The organism is Pseudomonas sp. lyk4-R2A-8 (assembly GCF_030209095.1).
Lineage (GTDB): Bacteria > Pseudomonadota > Gammaproteobacteria > Pseudomonadales > Pseudomonadaceae > Aquipseudomonas > Aquipseudomonas quebecensis.
This window is the reverse complement of record NZ_JARVSS010000008.1, coordinates 261549-282360: the sequence shown is the minus strand read 5'-3', so window position 1 is coordinate 282360 and position 20812 is coordinate 261549. Positions and strand designations below refer to the sequence as shown.

General features: G+C 61.6%; 17 protein-coding genes and 2 pseudogenes. 7 read left to right on the top strand and 12 right to left on the bottom strand.

Features of this window, described 5'->3' with window-relative positions:
• Positions 1–10: 10 nt before the first annotated feature.
• The gene (locus QRN10_RS09615; RefSeq protein ID WP_285428283.1) at positions 11–1156 is read right to left on the bottom strand and encodes a MalY/PatB family protein; all 1146 of its coding nucleotides are present in this window, start codon (positions 1154–1156) and stop codon (positions 11–13) included.
• A gap of 205 nt (positions 1157–1361) precedes the next feature.
• On the opposite strand from QRN10_RS09615, the gene ggt reads away from it, so the two are divergent.
• The gene (ggt, locus tag QRN10_RS09610) at positions 1362–3086 is read left to right on the top strand and encodes a gamma-glutamyltransferase (protein WP_285428282.1); all 1725 of its coding nucleotides are present in this window, start codon (positions 1362–1364) and stop codon (positions 3084–3086) included.
• A 32-nt stretch (positions 3087–3118) separates the two neighbouring features.
• On the opposite strand, the gene QRN10_RS09605 is transcribed toward ggt, so the two are convergent.
• The 4 genes and pseudogenes from QRN10_RS09605 to QRN10_RS25280 form a co-directional block, all read right to left on the bottom strand.
• A complete protein-coding gene (locus tag QRN10_RS09605) occupies positions 3119–3649 on the bottom strand; it encodes an AAA family ATPase (RefSeq protein WP_285428281.1) in 531 nt (176 codons plus the stop codon).
• Complete coding sequence (pnuC, locus tag QRN10_RS09600) at positions 3646–4209, bottom strand: nicotinamide riboside transporter PnuC (RefSeq protein WP_253507179.1); 564 nt, start codon at positions 4207–4209, stop codon at positions 3646–3648. Before pnuC ends, QRN10_RS09605 begins: the two co-directional genes overlap by 4 nt.
• Before the next feature lie 112 nt (positions 4210–4321).
• Positions 4322–4909, bottom strand: a pseudogene (locus QRN10_RS25285) (methyl-accepting chemotaxis protein); the annotation flags it as partial.
• A 267-nt stretch (positions 4910–5176) separates the two neighbouring features.
• A pseudogene (locus tag QRN10_RS25280) lies at positions 5177–5866 on the bottom strand (cache domain-containing protein); the annotation flags it as partial.
• 319 nt (positions 5867–6185) lie between these two features.
• Between QRN10_RS25280 and QRN10_RS09590 the strand changes: the two are divergent.
• Complete coding sequence (locus QRN10_RS09590) at positions 6186–7016, top strand: undecaprenyl-diphosphate phosphatase (RefSeq protein ID WP_181079685.1); 831 nt, start codon at positions 6186–6188, stop codon at positions 7014–7016.
• Positions 7013–7396: a DUF1294 domain-containing protein gene (locus QRN10_RS09585; protein ID WP_253507185.1), complete on the top strand. Its 384-nt coding sequence runs from the start codon at positions 7013–7015 to the stop codon at positions 7394–7396. The genes QRN10_RS09590 and QRN10_RS09585 overlap by 4 nt, the downstream gene beginning before the upstream one ends.
• Here the strand turns inward: QRN10_RS09585 and QRN10_RS09580 are convergent.
• Positions 7385–7741 carry an MmcQ/YjbR family DNA-binding protein gene (locus tag QRN10_RS09580; protein WP_181079687.1) on the bottom strand — a complete coding sequence of 119 codons (357 nt, stop codon included), beginning with the start codon at positions 7739–7741 and terminating at the stop codon, positions 7385–7387. The two genes, QRN10_RS09585 and QRN10_RS09580, sit on opposite strands and share 12 nt — an antisense overlap.
• Positions 7738–8646, bottom strand: a complete 909-nt coding sequence (locus tag QRN10_RS09575; RefSeq protein ID WP_253507188.1) for a LysR substrate-binding domain-containing protein — start codon at positions 8644–8646, stop codon at positions 7738–7740. Before QRN10_RS09575 ends, QRN10_RS09580 begins: the two co-directional genes overlap by 4 nt.
• 124 nt (positions 8647–8770) lie before the next feature.
• On the opposite strand from QRN10_RS09575, the gene QRN10_RS09570 reads away from it, so the two are divergent.
• Both QRN10_RS09570 and QRN10_RS09565 read left to right on the top strand, forming a co-directional pair.
• The gene (locus QRN10_RS09570) at positions 8771–9382 is read left to right on the top strand and encodes an FMN-dependent NADH-azoreductase (protein WP_266249110.1); all 612 of its coding nucleotides are present in this window, start codon (positions 8771–8773) and stop codon (positions 9380–9382) included.
• A 208-nt stretch (positions 9383–9590) separates the two neighbouring features.
• Complete coding sequence (locus QRN10_RS09565) at positions 9591–10628, top strand: alpha/beta hydrolase family protein (protein WP_181079690.1); 1038 nt, start codon at positions 9591–9593, stop codon at positions 10626–10628.
• On the opposite strand, the gene QRN10_RS09560 is transcribed toward QRN10_RS09565, so the two are convergent.
• The 4 genes from QRN10_RS09560 to QRN10_RS09545 form a co-directional block, all read right to left on the bottom strand.
• The gene (locus tag QRN10_RS09560) at positions 10622–11797 is read right to left on the bottom strand and encodes an MFS transporter (RefSeq protein ID WP_285428280.1); all 1176 of its coding nucleotides are present in this window, start codon (positions 11795–11797) and stop codon (positions 10622–10624) included. The genes QRN10_RS09565 and QRN10_RS09560 overlap by 7 nt on opposite strands.
• A gap of 163 nt (positions 11798–11960) precedes the next feature.
• On the bottom strand, positions 11961–13547 hold the full coding sequence (locus QRN10_RS09555) for an ABC-F family ATPase (protein WP_285428278.1): 1587 nt from the start codon (positions 13545–13547) through the stop codon (positions 11961–11963).
• Between the two features lie 142 nt (positions 13548–13689).
• Positions 13690–14928: an MFS transporter gene (locus QRN10_RS09550; RefSeq protein WP_181079693.1), complete on the bottom strand. Its 1239-nt coding sequence runs from the start codon at positions 14926–14928 to the stop codon at positions 13690–13692.
• A gap of 90 nt (positions 14929–15018) precedes the next feature.
• Positions 15019–15405, bottom strand: coding sequence for a TIGR03067 domain-containing protein (locus tag QRN10_RS09545; RefSeq protein ID WP_285428277.1), 387 nt, complete (start codon positions 15403–15405; stop codon positions 15019–15021).
• A gap of 381 nt (positions 15406–15786) precedes the next feature.
• Here QRN10_RS09545 and QRN10_RS09540 point away from each other — a divergent pair, with 381 nt between their 5' ends.
• Together QRN10_RS09540 and lpxO are read left to right on the top strand one after the other, a co-directional pair.
• Positions 15787–17130: a Wzz/FepE/Etk N-terminal domain-containing protein gene (locus QRN10_RS09540; RefSeq protein ID WP_285428276.1), complete on the top strand. Its 1344-nt coding sequence runs from the start codon at positions 15787–15789 to the stop codon at positions 17128–17130.
• Positions 17131–17383: 253 nt separating this feature from the next.
• Positions 17384–18283 carry a lipid A hydroxylase LpxO gene (gene lpxO, locus QRN10_RS09535; protein ID WP_181079696.1) on the top strand — a complete coding sequence of 300 codons (900 nt, stop codon included), beginning with the start codon at positions 17384–17386 and terminating at the stop codon, positions 18281–18283.
• A gap of 18 nt (positions 18284–18301) precedes the next feature.
• On the opposite strand, the gene ligD is transcribed toward lpxO, so the two are convergent.
• A complete protein-coding gene (ligD, locus tag QRN10_RS09530) occupies positions 18302–20806 on the bottom strand; it encodes a DNA ligase D (protein ID WP_285428275.1) in 2505 nt (834 codons plus the stop codon).
• Positions 20807–20812 lie beyond the last annotated feature (6 nt).

Sequence of the window (20812 nt, the reverse complement as noted above, 5' to 3'; positions counted from 1 at the left end):
GGTTCGTTTCTCAGCGTTCGCGCAGCGCCCGCTCCATGCGTTGCAGGCCTTCTTCCAGTATCGCCCGTGGGCAGCCGAAATTCAGGCGCACGAATTGTTGGCTGTCATCACCAAACTCAATGCCTGCGCTCAAACCGACCTTAGCCTGTTCCAGGAAGAATTGCTGCGGATCTTCCAGGCCCAGAGCGCTGCAATCCAGCCAGGCCAGGAAGGTACCTTGCGGCGCATGCATCACCACGCCGGGTAAGCGGCTGCGCACCGCCGTCATCAGATAGTCGCGGTTGGCCTGCAGGTACGCGAGCAGCGCGTCGAGCCACTCGCCGCATTGGCTGTAAGCGGCGCGGGTCGCTTCCAGGCCCAAGGGGCTGACGCTGTCGACCATGCCGCAGCGCGCGTTGTTGAAACGCTCGCGGATCTCGGCGTTCTGGATCACCGCAAAGCAGGTTTTCAGGCCCGCGACGTTATAGGCCTTGCTCGCCGACATCAGCGTAATCGTGCGCTGTGCGATGGCCGGGCTCAAGCTGGCGGTAGGGATGTGGCGGCGGCCATCGAAGCACAGTTCGGCGTGGATTTCGTCGCTGATGATCAATGCACCGTTGTCCAGGCAGGCGTTCGCCACGGCCAGCAGTTCTTCGCGTGGGAATACTTTGCCGATGGGGTTGTGCGGGTTGCTCAGCAGCAGCGCTCCTGCGCCATTCAGTGCCTGACGCATCGCGGGCAACGGGGTCAGGTATTCACCGTTTTCGAATGCAAACGGCACTTCGACGCGTGGCAGGTTCCAGTGGCCCGGCGCCAGACGAATCGGCCGGTAGTTGGGGGTTTGCAACACCACCGGTTGGCCGGGCTGCACAAAGGCGTGCAGCGCCATATTGAAGCCAGGTTCGACGCCGGGCAGGAACAGCAGTTCTTCGGGCAGCACGCGCCAGGCGTACTTGGCCCACAAGTCGTCGACGATGGCCTGGCGCACCTGCGGGCCGGCCACGCTGTAGCCGAGGATCTGCTGGTCGAGACGTTCGCGCAGGGCTTGCAGCACCGCCGGCGGCGCGGCGATGTCCATGTCGGCGATCCACATCGGCAACACGTCTTCCGGGTAACGGCTCCACTTGGTGCTGCCGGTGCCGAGGCGGGAGTGGATCGTGTCGAAATCAAAGCTCATGGGCGGCTCGTCTCAAAGGGCAGGGGAGCTGATTCTAACGGGATAACCGCCAGATGCCAGCAGCGGGGCAGCGCTTTGCAAGATGCAGGCATATTGATGGCTTCGTCCCGTGACCGACAAGTTCTGTAATAAAAACGCCATTGCGCTGGGGCTGGGATCTGAGTCGGGCTATTTTGGTGCATCTCAATCACCCGAGTAGCCATGGATGAAATACCAACCCTTCAGCCGCACATTGATTGCCACTGCCCTGGTGTTGACGGTCAGCGGCGTGCACGCCGCGTCCCAGGCCCCGGTGGCCGGTGAAAACGGCATGGTGGTCACGGCCCAGCATCTGGCCACCCACGTGGGCGTGGATGTGCTTAAAGCTGGCGGTAACGCAGTGGATGCGGCGGTGGCCGTGGGCTATGCGCTGGCGGTGGTGTACCCGGCCGCCGGCAACCTGGGCGGCGGCGGTTTCATGACCGTGCAACTGGCCGACGGCCGCAAGACCTTCCTCGATTTCCGCGAAAAAGCGCCCTTGGCGGCCACCGCCGACATGTACCTGGACAAGGACGGCAATGTCGTGGAGGGCCTGAGCGCCAAAGGCCATCTGGCGGTCGGCGTGCCTGGTACGGTCTCCGGCATGGAGTTGGCCTTGAGCAAATACGGCACCCTCAAGCGTGCCCAGGTCATTGCCCCGGCGATCAAACTGGCGGAAAACGGCTTCGCCCTGGAGCAAGGCGATATTGACCTGCTGCACACCGCCACCGGCGAGTTCGCAAAAGACAAAGACCTGCGCGGGATCTTCCTGCATAACGGCCAGCCGCTGCAGGTCGGTCAGAAACTGGTGCAGAAAGACCTGGCCAGGACCCTCAAGGAAATCTCCGCCAAAGGCAACGACGGTTTCTATAAAGGCTGGGTCGCCAAGGCATTGGTGGATTCCAGCCAGGCCGGCAAGGGCATCATCACCCAGGCCGACCTGGACAAGTACAAGACCCGCGAACTGGCGCCCATCGAATGCGACTATCGCGGCTACCACGTGGTCTCGGCGCCGCCACCCAGCTCCGGTGGGGTGGTGATCTGCCAGATCATGAACATCCTCGAAGGCTACCCGATGGCCGACCTGGGCTACCACTCGGCCCAGGGCCTGCACTACCAGATCGAAGCGATGCGTCACGCCTACGTGGACCGCAACAGCTACCTGGGCGATCCGGATTTCGTACAAAACCCCATCTACCATCTGCTGGACAAGGACTACGCCGCCAAGCTGCGCGCCGCCATCGAGCCGCAAAAGGCTGGCGACTCCCAGGCGATCAAGCCCGGTGTGGCGCCCCATGAAGGCAATAACACCACCCACTATTCCATCGTCGACAAGTGGGGCAATGCGGTTTCGGTCACTTACACCCTTAACGACTGGTTCGGTGCCGGCGTGATGGCAAGCAAGACCGGTGTCATTCTCAATGACGAAATGGACGATTTCACCGTCAAGGTCGGCGTGCCGAACATGTACGGCCTGGTGCAGGGCGAAGCCAATGCGATCGCACCGGGCAAGGCGCCGCTGTCATCCATGAGCCCGACCATCGTGACCAAGGATGGCAAGGCCGTGATGGTGGTGGGCACGCCGGGCGGCAGCCGCATCATCACCGCGACGTTGCTGACGATCCTCAACGTGATCGACTACAAAATGAATATCCAGGAAGCGGTGGACGCGCCGCGCTTCCACCAACAGTGGATGCCCGAGACGACCAACCTGGAGACGTTTGCGGTGAGCCCGGATACCCAGAAAATCCTCGAGAGCTGGGGCCATAAGTTCGCAGGTCCGCAGGACGCCAACCACTTGGCGGCGATCCTGGTGGGCGCGCCTTCGCTGGGCGGCAAGCCGGTGGGCAACAACCGGTTTTATGGGGCCAATGACCCGCGTCGTAATACCGGTTTGTCCTTGGGCTACTGATCCACGCCCAGCCTCTGTCGGCGTGTTCGCTGTTATAGAGGCTGGTTGAGCAGTTTTCCCACCGCCGCGAACGCCGCTTGCCGGCGTTCCTCCCAATCGCCTCCGATCACCACGGTGGGCTGTTGATGCCGGTGCAGCCAGTCCAGGCCCGCCTGGAAAAACGCCTGGCGGTCCGCCAGGCAAGGCTGGCAGCGCTGGCCGTCGGCGGTCCATTCCACATCGTCGGGCGACAGCAACAGATGCAGGTCGTAGTGACGGGCCAGCAGCTCATCTTCAAGCCAGGCGGGACAGTCGCCGAACAAGGTCTGGCTCCATAGCCGGTTGGTCAGCAGGTGGGTGTCGAGGATCAGCAGGTCCGGGCGCTCGGCGCGGGCGGCGTCTTCCCAGGCCAATTGGCCGCGGGCAATGGCCGGGATGTCTGCCAGGCAGGTATCGCGTTGGTGATGGTCGATGAAATACCGCACGTACTCGCCGACCATCAACCCGCCGAACTGCGCCTGCAATTGCGCCGCCAGCCAGCTTTTGCCGCTGGATTCCGGGCCGGCCAATACCACCACCTTCATGTGCGCAACGCCGGATCGGCGCGCCACTCGCGCCAGCCTTGCACGGCGATCACGGTGAACAGCGCATACAGCGCGGCAATGAGGTGCATGCCTTTGTAGAGGAACAGCCCGACAAAGATCACATCCACGCAAATCCACAACGGCCAGCATTGCACGCGTTTCTGCGCCATCCATACCTGCGCCACCAGGCTAAAACCGGTGAGCGCGGCGTCGAGCCAGGGTTGCGCGGCGTCGGTCCAGTGCGCCATTGCCGCGCCGAGCAACAGGCTGCCAACCGCGCCCAGCGCCAGGCTGGCCAGGACGGCCGGCACGCCCAGGCGAGTCACCTGCCGGCCTTGCTTGACTTCGCCGGCGCGGGTCCATTGCCACCAGCCATACACTTGCAGCGCGGCGTAGACCACCTGCAGCAGCATGTCGGAATACAGCTTCACCTCGTAGAACAGCCAGGTGGAGAGCAGCACCATCACCAGCCCGATGGGCCAGCACCAGGGGTTCTGCTTGACCGTCAGCCAGACGGCGATCACCCCCAGCGCAAAGGCGAATAGTTCAAGCCCGGACATGGCGGTTCCTTGGGAGAGTAAAAGAGGCGGGGATTGTAACCAGAGGGAGGGAATCTACAAAACACTCAGAGGCCGCCGGGGAGGGCGCGCGTCCCTCCCGCAGCGGGTAGCGCTAGACCTTGAACTGACGCAGCAGCCCGTCGAGTTGTTCACTCAGACCGCGCAATTGGGCACTGGCCACACTCGACTGTTCCGCCGCCAGGGCGGTGCTATGGGACAGACTGGCCGCCTGGGTGACGTTCTGGTTGATGTCCTCCACGACATGGGATTGTTGCAAGGTCGCACTGGCGATAGATGCATTAAGACCGTTGAGGTTGCGCAGCGCCTGGCCGATCGCGTTCAGGCTTTCACCCGCCAGACCGGCCTGTTCGATGGTCAGTTGCGAGGCGCTGTGGCTGTCGCTGATGACCTTCACCGCCGCTTCGGAATGACCTTGCAGGCGTTCGATCATCACCTGGATCTCGGCGGTGGATTTTTGTGTGCGCTGGGCCAGCAGGCGCACTTCATCGGCCACCACGGCGAAGCCACGGCCTTGCTCGCCGGCGCGCGCGGCTTCAATCGCGGCGTTGAGCGCCAGCAGGTTGGTCTGGTCGGCAATGGAGCGGATCACTTCCAATACGCCGCCGATCTGCGTGCTTTCACTGGACAAGGTGCGGATCACGTCCACGGCCTGGCTGATGGTGGTGGAGAGCTGATCGATGCGTTGCAGGCTGCCATCGATATTGACCTGGCCCTGCTGCGCCTGGGCCTGGGCGTCGCGCATTTCGCTGGCGGCGTGTTCGGCATTCTTGGCCACGTCCTGCACGCCATAGGTGACTTCATTGATGGCGGTGGCCACCAGTTCCATCTGCTGGGACTGCTGCTGGCTGCGGTCATGGGCCTGGCTGGCGTTATTGCCCAACTCCTGGGAGGACTGGCCCAAGGCATTGGCGCACGCCTGCAACTGGCTGACCACCTGGCGCAGCTTGGCGGTAAAGCTGTTGAAGTGCTGGGACAGTTGAGTGACTTCGTCGCGCCCGTGGGTGTCGAGGCTGCGGGTCAGGTCGCTTTCGCCGCTGGCGATATTGCCCATGGCGTTCACCGCAGCCTGCAGCGGCTGCACGATGCTGCGGGCGATCAGTGTCACCAGCAGGGCCATGACCAGCGCGATCACCAGGCCGATCATCGAGGCTTTCCATACCTGCCCGTTGAACTCGGCCTGCACGTCGTCCACATACACACCGGAGCCGATAATCCAGCCCCAGGGTTCGAACAATTGGATATACGAAGTCTTGGCCACCGGCGCTTCGGCCCCAGGCTTGGGCCAACGATAGTTGACGATACCGGCGCCCTTGGCCTTGGCCAGGGCCACGAATTCGTTGAACACGGCAAAACCGTCGGGGTCGCGGATGGCCGAGAGGTTCTGGCCGTCGAGCTTGGGGTTGGCCGGGTGCATCACCATCACGGGCGTGAGGTCGTTGATCCAGAAATAGTCGTCGTGGTCGTAGCGCAGCCCCCGTACGGCGCTGAGGGCCTGTTTCTGCGCGGCTTCGCGGGTCATCGCGCCGGTGGTTTCCAGGCCGTGATAAAACGCCAGGATCCCACTGGCGGTCTGTACCACGTGCTGGGTCTGCAGGCGCTTGGCCTGGTAAAGGTCGTCATGAATCTGCTTGAGCATCAGCAAACCCAAAGCCAACAGCATCAGCACGGCGACTATCAGGATCAGCCAGAGCCGCCGGCTGATCGACATATTGCGCAAACTGTTCATCGTCCTGTCACTCCGGCTTTTTTATAATTGTGGCGTTTCATCGACTTTTACGCCTTGTCTGATAGGCTTTCGGCCTGAAATCGAAAAACCTGAGTACTGCCTGATTTTTCACAGAATTTTTGCAGACCGGCATTGACCATGGTCAACGCCGGGCCTTCAGCGCGCTCGTCGTCAGTGAACCATTAAAAGACTAACCGGGCATGCGCCAAGCATGACCTTTGGGGGAAGCATGGATTTTTGGACCGCCATACAGGCACTTATTCTGGGCGTCGTCGAGGGGCTCACCGAGTTCCTGCCGATCTCCAGCACCGGCCACCAGATCATCGTGGCCGATTTGCTGGATTTCACCGGCGACCGTTTCAACGCTTTCAATATCATCATCCAGCTGGGCGCCATTCTCGCGGTGGTGTGGGAGTTTCGCGGCAAGATTTTCGATGTGGTTACCGGCCTTCCAACCCAACCCAAGGCCCGGCGTTTCACCGCCAACCTGCTGATCGCGTTTTTGCCGGCGGTGGTGCTGGGGGTGATTTTCGCCGATGCCATTCACCATTACCTGTTCAACCCGATCACTGTCGCCGCCGCGTTGGTAGTGGGTGGTTTGATCATGCTGTGGGCCGAGCGCCGCCAGCATGAAGTGCACGCCGAAACAGTGGATGACATCACCTGGAAGGATGCACTGAAGGTGGGATTTGCCCAATGCCTGGCGATGATTCCCGGCACCTCGCGCTCCGGCGCAACCATTATCGGCGGCCTGTTGTTCGGCCTGTCGCGCAAGACCGCCACCGAGTTTTCGTTCTTCCTGGCCATGCCGACCATGGTGGGCGCGGCGGTGTACTCGGGCTACAAGTACCGCGACCTGTTCCAGCCGGCTGACCTGCCGGTATTCGCCATCGGCTTCGTCACCTCATTCATTTTCGCGATGATCGCGGTCAAGGGCCTGCTCAAGTTCATTGCCAGCCATAGCTACGCGGTGTTCGCCTGGTACCGGATCGCGTTCGGCCTGCTGATCCTGGCGACCTGGCAGTTCGGCTGGATCGACTGGGCGGCCGCCAAGGCATGACGATCCAGCATCCCCGCCTCAAGGCGCTGGTCTTTGTACTGCTGTGCGCGGCGCCGCTGCTGGGCGCGGGCCTGCTGTGGTATCGCGGCGAGACCGTGTTGCCGCTGGTGGCGTATGGCGTGGTCAGCGTGGTGGCGTTTTTCTTGTACTGGAGCGATAAACGCAAAGCCCGCACCGACAGCTGGCGCACCCCCGAAAACGTCCTGCACGCCGTCGAGCTGGCGGGCGGCTGGCCTGGCGCGTTAATCGCTCAGCAAGTGTTCCGGCACAAGACGCGTAAGGTGTCTTACCAGGTGCTGTTCTGGGTGATTGTGCTGCTGCACCAGGTGTTCTGGCTCGATCAGCTGTTCCTGGGCGGTACCCTGGGCTCAATCCTCTAGCTTCAACCCGATCTGCGTGCGCTTGGGCAACCTGCTGACCACCAGTTGGTGAGAGCGTTGCAACAGGCCGCGCAGTTCATCGTCGCCCAGCGGGTAGGGCGTATTCATGATGATCCAGTGGGCGCGCGCCAGGTACGGCGCGGGATGAATACCCGGACGGTCGACATGGCCGAGAAACAGGTCCTGGTCCACCTTGAATGCCAGCGAGTCGCCGCGCAGGTTCTGCAGGGCGAACATCTTGTTGCCGGCAATCGAAAACACCCGCACGCCACCCCATTTGTAATCTTCCCGCGCGCCGGGCAGGCCCAGGCAGAAATGTGCGACTTGTGTTTCAGTCAGGCTCATAACAGGCGATCTCCACAGCTTTTGAAACCTTCTTCCAGGTAGTCGATCCACGCGCGAATCGCCGGCAGCACGCCACGTCGGTGCGGGTACACAGCCTGCAGCCAGCCCCCCGGCAGTGACCACTCCGGCAGCAATTGCACCAGCCGGCCACTGGCAAGCTCCTCTTCGCAGTACATCATGGGCAACACAGTAAAGCCCACGCCCATAATCGCGCTGGCCTTGCGCACGACAAAATCATCAATGCCCAGGCGCGCCTCCATCACCAGGTCGTGAGCGTTGCCCTGGGGGTCAAGCAGGCGTTGATGCACCATGCGGTCGGCCTCCAGCGCGCCGAGGATCGGCAGTTGCTTGAGGTCGTCAAGGGTGGTGATCGACCGACCGTGCAGGAAGCTCGGGCTGGCCACCAGCGCTGTCTGTGCGGCGCGCAGGCGCTTGGTCACCAGCAGTGGGTCTTCATCGCCCAGTTCGCGCACACGCAGGGCCACATCGATGCCTTCGGCGACCAGGTCGACGCGACGGTTGACCAGGGTCATCTCCAGTTGCACCTGGGGGTGAGCGGCGAGAAAGCCCGCCACCAGGTCCGGCAGGATGTTCTGCGCCAACCCCACCGGGCAACTGACGCGCAGGCGCCCCCGAGGCTGGCTGGACATGCTGGCCACGGCCTCGTCGGCCGCCTCCGCTTCCAGCAGCATCGCCTGGCAGTGGCGCAGGTAACGTTCGCCGACGGCGGTGAGGGTCAGTTGCCGCGTGGTGCGTTGCAGCAGGCGTGCGCCGAGGCGCTCTTCCAGCTCGGCGATGCGCCGCGACAGGCGCGACTTGGGAATGCCCAGCAACCGCCCGGCTGCGGCAAAGCCGCCGGCTTCGACGACTTTGGCAAAGTAGTAAAGATCGTTCAGGTCTTGCATGCGTGGTCTATTGTCCTGTCAGTGGGACAAACTATCGCATTTCAGGCGTCTTATCGGCTATTGGTTTGATGCGTAGCCTTAGCACCATCTGATCGACATTCCTGATCTCATTTGGAGCATGGCCATGAAACTGTTGCATATCGATTCCAGCATTCTGGGTGACAACTCGGCTTCCCGTGCGCTCAGCGCCGCCGTGGTGCGTGCGTGGCAAGCCGCCGAGCCAGGCGTGCAGGTGACTTACCGCGACCTGGCCAGCGAGGGCATCAACCATTTCTCCGGCGCCACCCTGGGTGCCTTGGGCACCGCCGAGGAACTGCGCGACGCCGCGCAAAAGCACGAGGCCGAGCTGAGCGCTTCGTCGCTGGCTGAATTCCTCGCCGCCGACGCGCTGGTGATCGGCGCGCCGATGTACAACTTCACCATCCCGAGCCAGCTCAAGGCCTGGATCGACCGCATCGCGGTGGCCGGTCAGACCTTCCGCTACACCGAAGCCGGCCCTGAAGGCCTGTGCGGCGACAAGAAAGTCATCATCGTCTCCACGGCCGGTGGCCTGCACGCCGGACAAACCTCTGGCGCGGCCCATGAAGGCTACCTGCGGCTGGTACTGGGCTTCCTTGGCATCACCGACATCGAGTTCGTACGCGCCGAAGGCCTGGCCTACGGTGACGAAGTGCGCAGCAAAGCCCTGAGCGACGCCAACGTACTCATCAATGAACATTTGTTCGCCGCCGCGTAAGGCTTGTGTAAATTTCGCCTCGCCTCGGTTTCAATCCGAAAACGGGCGCCTAAACTCTGTATTCTGCTCGCCTGAACGCGACCGGAGTACGGAGTTTTTTCGTTTGCCCGCTGTCATTAAAATGTGGCCCGGCTTGTGCAAGCGTGGGTTCAATGCCTGGACTTTTATTCGACATGTCGGTTCTCACGCAGCAAAGGTGGACATCCCCATGATGCGTCTTTGTGCTGTTATGGTTCTTTCCCTGCTCGGCGGCCTGGTTTCAGTGCAGGCCGCGCCCGCACCGCACCCCCATTGGAGCGTGGGTTTTCATCGCATGAGTTTTCTCGACCCGCTCGACCTGCAGCCGATGAAGGCTATCGCGTTCTACCCCTCCACCGGTCTGGAGCACAGTACCCAGGTCGGTGCGTACCATGTCGCCGCTACCGAAGACTCCAAAATCGCCATCGGACGTTTCCCGATGCTGATGCTGTCCCACGGCAATACCGGTACGCCGCTGGCCCTGCATGACCTGGCCACGTCCCTGGCACGCAAAGGCTTTGTGGTGGTGGCGGTTTTGCACCCCGGCGACAACTATAAGGATCACAGCCGCCTGGGCACCGTGAGCAACCTGTATGGGCGTCCGATTCAGATTTCCGAAGCGATCACCGCCACATTGAGCGACCCGATGCTGTCACCGTTCGTGGATGTCGACCAGGTCGGTGTGATCGGTTACTCGGCCGGCGGCGAGACCGCATTGATCCTGGCCGGGGCCAAGCCGGATTTCGACCGCCTGCGCCGCTATTGCCAGGAGCGCCCCGAAGACCGCGACGCCTGCACCACCAAGGGCGAGCTGGTGGTGGACCGCGACGATCTGCAGCCCCAGGCCGACCCTCGCATCCACGCATTAATGCTGATGGCGCCCCTGAGCCTGATGTTCGGTCGTCATACCCTGGCGGACGTGCATGTGCCGGTGCTGCTCTACAGTGGCGACGGCGACAAACTGGTGGCGGTGGACAAGAATGCCGCGGCGCTGGCACGCAAGCTGCCGGAACCGCCGGATTTCAAATTGCTGGCCGGGGCCGGGCACTTCGTCTTCATGGCCCCGTGCGACAGCGATCAGTTGGCGGCCATGCCGGCGGTGTGCACCGATGCCGACGGGGTTGACCGTGAAGGCATTCATCGCGACCTGATTTCCGAGGCCGGGCGGTTTTTCAGTCATACCCTCAGCGAGCCCAGCCGTGCGGGCTTGCAGACCGCGGATCAGTAAGCGCGTCGCTTGAGCAGCACGCTCAGGCCCAGCGCCGCCACCGACAGCAGCGCCGCGCAGAAGAAGATCCAGCCGTAGCTCAGGTTCAGCGCGACAAAGCCCATCAGTGGCCCGGCAATCGCCAGGGCCAGGTCGAAGAACACCGCATAGGCACTCAAGCCGGCGCCGCGACTGCTGTTGGGCACTTGTTTGATCGCCTCCACACCCAGCGCCGGGTACACCAGCGACAAGCCCAGCCCGGTCAGCCCGGCGCCGATCAGCGCCACGCCGGTGCTGGGCGCCAACCACAGCAGGGTCAGCCCGAGGGTCTCGATGCTCATGCACGCAATCGCCGCGCGAAAGCCGCCGAAACGGCTGATGGCTGAGATAAACAGCAGCCGCGCGAGAATAAAGCACACCCCGAACACCGTCAGGCAATACGCCGCGCCGACCCAGCCGCGATTGAGGTAGTACAAGGTGATAAAGGTGGTGAGGGTGCCGTAGCCGATGGAGGCCAGGCACAAGCTGGTGCCGAACGGGGCGATACGCCCGAACACCGCCCAGAACGGCAGACGTTCGCCGCGTACCACCGGCACCGATGGCTTGTTGCGGATCAGCACCAGGCCCAACGCCGCCAGCACCGTGAGTGCCAACCCCAAGCTGTTGTAGCTGTACTCGGCGACCATCACCACGCCCAGCGGTGCGCCAATGGCGATGGCGCCATATGAGGCGATGCCGTTCCAGGAGATCGAACGCGCCGTATGCTCGACGCCAACCTGGCCCATGCACCAACTGATGGTGCCCACGCCGATCAGCCCCTGGGCCACGCCCAGCAACAGCCGTGCGATGATCAGAATGCCCAGGCTCCAGCTGGGCAGGCTTTCCAGCAGCGTCGCGAAAAATGTCAGCACGCCACTGACCAGAATGCCGGACAGCCCCATCACAATCGCGCGCTTGGTGCCGACGTTGTCCGACATGCGCCCGGCCATGGGACGGCTGAGCAAGGTCGCCAAGTACTGCGAGCCGATGGTCAACCCGGCGACCACTGCGCTGAAACCCAGTTGCTCGTGCACATAGCCCGGGATGACTGCGATCGGCAGGCCGATGCAGATAAAGGCGATAAAGGTGTAGAACACGATGGAGACGATCTGCAAGGTGATCGACAGGGAAGAGGGGGCGGCGTTGGGCATGGGCACTCGTTCGCTGGCGGGCGGTGAGGGCATCATGGCAAGGGCCTGGGGGAAAAGGAAGCAGCCTAACGATTAATGATAGTGCTCAATCAGATGCAAAAAGCCCCGTCACAGTGGACAGGGCTCTATCTTGCCGCTTGTCGCTAACCGCTGATCGCTGCCCTTAAAACACCACACCCTGGCTGCGCAGGTAGTCGTCATAGGTGCCGCTGAAGTCGATCACACCGTTGGCGCTCAACTCGATGATGCGAGTGGCCAGGGACGATACGAACTCACGGTCGTGGCTGACGAAAATCAGCGTGCCCGGGTAGTTCTCCAGCGCCAGGTTCAGCGCTTCGATGGATTCCATGTCCAAGTGGTTGGTCGGTTCGTCCATGATCAGCACGTTCGGCTTTTGCAGGATCAGCTTGCCGAACAGCATGCGGCCTTGCTCGCCACCGGAGATCACCTTCACGGACTTTTGGATTTCATCGTTGGAGAACAGCATGCGACCCAGAGTGCCACGGATCATCTGCTCGCCTTGGGTCCATTGGCCCATCCAATCGAACAGCGTGACATCGTCTTCGAAGTCGTGAGCGTGGTCCTGGGCGTAGTAGCCCAGCTCTGCGGCGTCGGTCCACTTGATGCTGCCCGCGTCCGGCGTCAGTTCATTGACCAGGGTGCGCAGCAGGGTCGTCTTGCCGATACCGTTCGGGCCGATGATCGCCACACGCTCGCCGGCTTCGATCTGGAAGCTGAAGTCCTTGAACAGCGGCTTGCCGTCGAAGCCCTTGGCCATGCGCTCGACGATGACCGCCTGGCGATGCAGCTTCTTGTTCTGTTCGAAACGAATGAACGGGCTCACACGGCTCGACGGCTTGACCTCGGCCAGCTGGATCTTGTCGATCGCCTTGGCACGGGAGGTGGCCTGCTTGGCTTTCGAGGCGTTGGCCGAAAAGCGGCTGACGAACGATTGCAGTTCGGAGATCTGCGCTTTCTTCTTGGCGTTGTCCGACAGCAGTTGCTCGCGGGACTGGGTCGCCACGGTCATGTATTCGTCGTAGTTGCCCGGGAACAGGCGCAGCTCGCCGTAGTCCAGGTCAGCCATGTGGGTGCATACGCTGTTCAGGAAGTGACGGTCGTGAGAGATGATGATCATCAGGCTGGAGCGCTGGGTCAGGATGTTTTCCAGCCAGCGGATGGTGTTGATGTCCAGGTGGTTGGTCGGTTCGTCGAGCAACAGCACTTCAGGATCGGAGAACAATGCCTGGGCCAGCAGCACGCGCAGCTTCCAGCCAGGGGACACTTCGCTCATCGGGCCGAAGTGCTGCTCCAAGGGAATACCCAGGCCCAGCAGCAGTTCACCGGCGCGGGATTCGGCGGTGTAGCCGTCCATCTCGGCGAATTCGGTTTCCAGCTCGGCCACGGCCATGCCGTTTTCTTCGCTCATTTCCGGCAGCGAGTAGATGCGGTCGCGTTCGGCCTTGACCTTCCACAGCTCCTCGTGGCCCATGATCACGGTGTCCAGCACGGTGAATTCTTCGTAGGCGAACTGGTCCTGGCGCAATTTACCCAGGCGCACGTTCGGCTCGAGCATGACCTGGCCACCGGACGGATCGAGATCGCCACCGAGGATTTTCATGAAGGTCGACTTGCCGCAACCGTTGGCACCGATCAGACCATAACGGTTGCCGGCGCCGAACTTGACCGAGACGTTCTCGAAAAGCGGCTTGGCGCCGAACTGCATGGTGATGTTAGCTGTGGAGATCAATTACTTTACCTATCAATGGGTTGCGCGCGTGGCAGCGGGTGCCGCCAGGCATGCGTCAACAGCGACATCAAGGCGCGAAACCCGGTCGCTGAGCAGAAAATGGGGGATGTGTGTTGGAATTTGGCGCGCATTGTCGCATATGTCAGGCGACAGTTGTATGGCGCGCTACAGATGGTTTCTCCAGCGTCTCGGGCATTGCCAGCCATAGCAGCGCCAACGCCGCGGCCGCTACCCCGGCCAGGGTCAGGAACGCGGCGTTGTAGCCGGCTTGCTGTACGACGAAGCCCGCCAGGCTGTTGCTCAATGCCGCGCCCAGGCCGAATACCGTGGACAATGCGCCAAGGCTCACGTTAAAGCGCCCGGTCCCCTGGGTGAGGTCCTTGACGATCACCGGGAACAACGCGCCGAAGATTCCCGCGCCGACGCCGTCGAGCATCTGCACCGCCACCAGCCAATAAGGGTCGTTGGACAACGTGTACAACACACCGCGCAGCGGCAGGATCAGGAAACCCATCAGCAATAACGGTTTACGCCCCCATACATCGGCTTTGCTGCCCACCAGCCAGGCCATCGGCACCATGACCAACTGCGCGGCCACGATGCATGCCGACGTCAACGGTGTAGCCATGTGCAGGTTGATCTGCGACAGCTTCTGGCTGACCAGCGGCAGCATCGCCGCATTGGCCAGATGGAAGAGGGCGCAGCACACGGCGAACAGCAGCAGCGGCCGGTTCGCCAGCAACACGCTGATGCCGGACGGCTGTTCGTGGTCACTGTGATGGGCCGGATCAAAGCCACGGGCGACTTCGTGATCGATGGCGGTAGCCGAGACGCAGCTGACCGCGACGATGCTGGCCACCGCCATGAACGCCATCAGGTAGAACACCACCACGGGCCCGAACAGGTAGGCCAGGCCACCGGCCAGCAGCGCGGCCACGGCATTGCCGGCGTGATTGAAGGTTTCATTGCGCCCCGTGCGCCGGGTAAATGCGCGCGGCCCCGTGATCCCCAGGGAAATCGCCGAGATCGCCGGCGCAAACACCGAGGCCGCGACTGCGCTGGCGGCCTGGGTCAGGGCCACCAGGCTGAACGAACTGACGAAGGGCAGCATCAGGCAACTGCCGGTCACCAGCAGCGCTGCCACCGCGATCACCGCCCGCTTGCTGCGGGTGCGATCGATCAGCGCGCCTGCCGGGCCCTGGGTGAGCAGGGCGGCGATCCCGGCGAGGGTCATGACTACGCCAATACTGGCCGGGTCCCACTTGTGCACCGCCAGCAGGTAGATCGCCAGGTACGGGCCCAGGCCGTCGCGTACGTCCGCCAGAAAGAAATTCAGGCTGTCCAGGCTCAGGGTATTGCGCAAGTCGGAAGGGTTGGCCACGGCAAGGTCTGCGGGAGGAGGCGTTCAACGGTTGAGCGCGCATTGCGTTAATGACCCGCGGCCCCTGCCTTTAGTTTCGTGGCTGCCGCGTCAGTGTCGCCGTACGAAGGTGCGCATGGTCTGGCCTGGGCCGGTCTTGAACACGGTCGGGCGGGGCATGTTTTCGTCGGCGGCTATAAATACGAATTCATCGCCCTCCAAGCGGTAGCTGGCCGGTAACGCCTTACCGGCGTCGTCGCCGATGGCGTCAACCCAGGTAATGCTCTTGGGCTGGGTGAGGCTGTTCAGGCTGAACCGGCCGGCCAGCAAAACATCGCCGGCGAGGGTTTTCACTTCGAAGCAATCCCCGCTGATGGTCGTGATCGCACCGGGCGCAGTGTGGGCATCCGCAGGGTTGAGTACGCCATTGTCCTCAAGGGAGGTTTGCTCCCACGCGCCTTGCAGCGCAAGAAAGTCCGGGTCTGGATCAGGATGCATATCAAGTCCTTTTTGGTGCAGTGAGTGTCATCAACAGGGGTTTTTTAATAAATGCCTGGCAAGTGTAGTGGTGAGAGTCTGTAGGATGATTCTCGACGCAAGCCACGCCGAAAGAAATTTCCTTGCAGTAGCAGCTATTTAACGATCTTTTGACTATTCTTGTGACAACAATAAGGCAGTCGTCTGTTTATTCTGAAAGATGGCTCGCTTAACTGAAACAGAAATGAAATCAAACTGCGTGGGATTTTTCCTCGGACTGAGTGGTCAGATCGCCATTGGTGGGCCCGTTCGGCGGGATTCAGGGCGTTGTCCCTGTGTTTCGGCGAGTTGGCCGAGTCTTCGAGATGGCTTTTTAGTGTCAATTTTAAGGTGGCTTGCATTTTGAATCGAACTTCCCCGCTTAACACGTCTTCCTCGTCAGACGAAATTGACCTGTTTGAACTGTTTCACTCGATTTGGCGGCAAAAAAAGCTGGTAGTAGGTTGTACGATTCTTGCGGGCGTACTGGCAGCGGGCTATGCGTTCCTGGCGCCGAAGACCTATGAAGTCAGCAGTGTGTTGCGCCCGGCGGCGATCAACGAACTGGACGCACTGAACCGTTCCGAAGTCTACAAGCTGCCCCCAGCCGATGCGCTGTCGAAGGTTGGCGCTCAGCTGGATTCCTATGACGCACGGCTGGGGTTTTTCAAATCCCATGAACAATTGTTTGCCGCGTTCCAGAAACCGGGCCAGAGCCTTGAGCAGAGTTTCGAAGACTTCAACCGTAACTCAGTCAACCTGATCCTGCCGGACCCGAAAAAGTCCGATTCGCTGAGCACCTATATCCGTCTGGAGCTTCAGTACCCGGCGGATATCGACGGCGTGGCGATCCTCAATGGTTTCGTCGACTATGCCATCGCCGCCGAGCGCGAGCAGGTGGGCGCTGACCTCAAGGTGATCGTCAACAACCGTCTCAATGAGCTCAAGGGCAAGATCGACGCCGCGCGCGCCAATTACGATACCGATAAAGAGTCCAAGATCGCCAAGCTGCTGGAGGCCGATCGACTCAAGCGCGCGCAGTTGCAGGATGAACTCAGCGCCTTGCGTCTGCAGATGAAAATGGAGCGCACCAACCGCCTGGCCGAACTGGCGGAAGCGATCGCGATCGCCAAGTCCATGGGTATCCGGACGCCGACCACGCCTTCTTCCATGGCTGATGCCGGTCGAAGTGGTTCCGGCCAGGTCATGCGCACCGAAGTCAACAACCAGAAGATTCCGCTGTATTTCCTTGGCACCGAAGCCCTTGAGGCAGAGCGTGTGGCCTTGCAGCAACGCACCAGCGATGACTTCACCAACCCCCGCATCGCCGAGATCGGCAAAGAACTTCAGATGCTGGAGACAAACCGTGAGGTCGAGGTGCTGCGCAAGCGTGGGAATGAGGACATCTTTCTGCAGGACGTCGAACCGCTGCGCGCCGAGGTTGCCCGCTTGCGCAACCTGAACATCGACATGAGCAATCTCAAGCTGGTGACCGTCGACCGCCGTGCCCAGGAGCCTCTGTCTCCGATCAAGCCTAAGAAGGGCCTGGTCATTGCGTTGAGTTTGGTCGGCGGCTTGGTACTGGGCTTGCTGATCGCACTGATTCGCCACTTCATGCAGTCTCATCGGTCAGCCGTGCCGTATGCGCAAGTTGATGACGGCCGGTTCGCCCGCCGTGAGCGCAAGGACGACGAGCTGCCGCTGTAACGCCCCTCCCGCAAGGGCTTGTCCTATGGCAAGCCCGCACTTGCAACACCGCCAGTTGACAGCTTTTCACAATTCTTAGTTAACCTTTGGTTACAAAATGTGGCTAAATAACGGCCAATGGTCACGAACCGGTTGCTCAGCCATCCGCTCGTGCCGACTATGTGAATTGTGATTTCAGGTGCTGCTATTTAATCCTCGGCCGTCGTGGGCACGCAGGAGCAGCCTGTTCTCTTCTGACGTGTGACGAAATCCCTTGAAACTCATCATTGTTGCTCTTTACGTTGCCTCCATCGCGTATGTACACCTGCGTGGCCGTGTGCGACACAAGCTGGGTCGCCAGCTCAGCGATCACTCGACCTTCCTGGCGCCAATCAACTGTTTTCTTTATCTGTTCTCCAAATTACCCAGTCGGCCTTATCTCGCGCCCGGCGATTTTCCCGACCTGAGCCCCTTGCAGGAACACTGGCGGGAAATCCGCGAGGAGGCCCAGAACCTGCTGCGCGCCGGTGAGATCAAGCGCTCCGAGCAGCACGATGACGTGGGTTTCAACTCGTTCTTCAAGTCCGGCTGGAAGCGTTTCTACCTCAAGTGGTACGGCGACAGCCACCCTTCGGCCATGAAGTTGTGCCCGCGCACCACCGAGCTGGTGCAAGGCATCGGCTCGATCAAGGCGGCGATGTTCGCCGAGCTGCCGCCGGGCGCCAAGCTGGTGCGTCATCGTGATCCGTATGCCGGTTCCTACCGCTATCACCTGGGTCTGGACACCCCCAACGACCCAGGTTGCTACATCAATGTGGACGGCGAAACCTACTATTGGCGCGATGGCGAGCCGGTCATGTTCGACGAGACTTACATCCACTACGCCGAAAACACCACGGCGCACAATCGCATCATCCTGTTCTGCGATATCGAGCGGCCGATGAAGTATCGCTGGGCGGCCGCGTTCAACCGCTGGTTCAGCCGCACCGTCATGTCCGCCGCCGGCTCGCCCAATGACGCGGGCGACAAGACCGGCGGGTTGAACCGCGCCTTTGCGCGGCTGTACAAGATTCGACTGCGCGGCAAAGAACTGAAGAAGCGCAACCGCACGCGTTATTACCTGGAAAAATGGGCCATCTTCGCCGCGCTCGCGCTGATTTTCATATGGATCTGACCCGCCCGGCGGCGCCCCTCACTGCGGTGGGCGGGCGCCTAGCTTGTCCCACATCTTGCGGGTGATCTTTTGTCGGTTGGCATAGCCTTGCCATGGATCGGCCTTCAATCCCTGCAGGCGTTGCAACAGATTGGCGACGGTCCATTGCTGTGCCCCGCGCAGATTTTTCAGCTCCTGGCGACTGACGGGCACCGACACCGGCAGCCCTGGCCGCGCACGCACGGAGTAGGCCGCCACGGTGCTGGCCCCGCGGGCGTTGCGCAGATAATCGATAAATATCTTGCCCACACGGTTCTTCGGCCCGGAAGTGGCAGTGAATCGCTCGGGCAATTGCTGGGTCATGAACTGCGCCACGGCCTTGGCGAACGCCTTGACCGTATCCCAACCGTCGCGTCGCGCCAGCGGCACCACCAGGTGCAGGCCCTTGCCGCCGCTGGTCTTGACGAAGGCCTCGAGCCCCAGCTCATCCAGCACCGATAACGTCAGTTGAGCCGCTTCCAGCATGGCTTTCCATGGCAACGCCGGGTCCGGGTCGAGGTCAAGCACGAACAGGTCCGGGGTTTCGATTTTGTCCCACGTCGCGCCCCACGTATGCAGTTCGATGGTGCCCATCTGTACGGCACCGATCAGGGCCTGAACCGTGTCGATTTCCATCAGCCGCGCGTGACCGGGGTCCAGCGCCGGGTCCAGCTGTTTGATATGTGGAATCGCCAGGCGCTCGGAATGCTTTTGAAAGAACTGCTCGCCTTCGATACCTTCCGGGGCGCGCAGCAGTGACACCGGGCGCTGATGCAGGAACGGCATCAGCCACTGGCTGATGCTGCTGTAGAACTGCGCCAGTTGCTGTTTCTGCGTGCCGCTTTGCGGGTCTATCACGCGGTCGGGGTGACTGATCTTCACCCCGTGGTCGGCGCTCGGCGCAGTCGAAGACTGGGCCTTGCGCGGCACTTCGTGCACGATCTGAGCGGCCGGTTTGTCGGTGCGCATTCCAACAAACGCTGCCTGGCGTACCACACCCTCACGGGTCCATTCGGCAAACTGCACTTCACCGACGAGGCTCGGTTCCACCCAGTGCACCCCACGGGCCTGGGCGCTGGTCAAAGGCTTGCGCAGCGGTGAACTGTCGCGCTCCAGTGTTTTTAACTGCGCGTAGATGTTTTTCAATGCGGCCTGGTCGAAGCCGGTGCCGACACGCCCGGCATACACCAGCCCGGTATCGTCATTGACCGCCAGCAACAGCGCACCGAAGCCGCTGCGCGAACCTTGGGGCCGGGTATAACCGACAATCACAAACTCCTGGCGCAAACGGCATTTGAGCTTGACCCAGTCGTTGCTGCGTCGCGACACGTAGGGGCTGCCCAGGCGTTTGCCGATGACCCCCTCCAGCGACAGGTCGCAGGCGCTTTCGAAAATATCCCGGTGGTTGGCGGCGAAGGCGTCGGAAAAACGCAGCAATTTGCTTCGGCTACCGGCCAGCGCAGCCTTGAGCGCGGCGCGCCTTTGTTCTACCGGGGCCTCGCGTTGATCCTGGCCGTCCAGGAATGGCGCATCGAACAGGTAATAGATGATGTCCAGGCTTCGGCCGATATCAAAGGCGTTCTGCAGGGCCTGGAAATCCGGCAGCCCGTCGCTGTTGAGGCTGACGACTTCACCGTCGAGCCAGCTGTCCTTGAGCTTGAGCGCCTGAAGCGCCTTGGCCTGGCGTGGTAACCGTTTGGTCCAGTCATGCCCGTTGCGTGTAAACAGGCGTACCTCGCCATCGCGGATACGCGCCAGGATACGATAGCCATCGAACTTGATTTCGTACTGCCAATCGCCTTCGGGCGCGCGCTCAACCAGGGTGGCCAACTGAGGTGTGAATTGATCGGGGATGGCATGGGTGGCGGTCGTTTTTTTCGCCCCAGCCTTGGGTTTGGCGGGCGATTTGGATTTGGGTTTCGCGCTCGCCGGCGGTTTGATCGAGGCGGTGCTGAGTACGCTGTCAGGTTCGGCCTGCACAATGTCGTACTCCGTGGCCGGGCGCGCCTGGGGGTCTTTTTCCTTGATCAGCAACCATTGTTCCTTGTCGCCGCTGCCCTTGAGACGAGTACGCACCAGCGTCCAATCGCCGCTGAGTTTTTCCCCGACCAGGGTGAATTTGAGCTTGCCGCCCGCGTACGCCTGTTGCGGGTCGTCGTGGGGTTGCCAGACACCGCGGTCCCACACGATGACGTCCCCGGCGCCGTACTGGCCGGCGGGGATGCTGCCTTCGAAGTCGCCATAGCTCAGAGGATGATCTTCGACGTGCACCGCCAGGCGCTTCTGGCTCGGATCCAGGCTGGGACCCTTGGGGACGGCCCAGCTCTTGAGAACGCCGTCCAGCTCCAGGCGAAAATCATAGTGGAGGTGGCGGGCGTCATGTTTCTGGATCACAAACGACAGCGCTGACGCCTTGCGTTTCTTGGCGGCTGACTCGGTGCCCGACGGTTCGGCAGTGATCTGGAAGTCGCGTTTGCGGTTGTACTCACTCAACGGCTTTGCCATATGGAT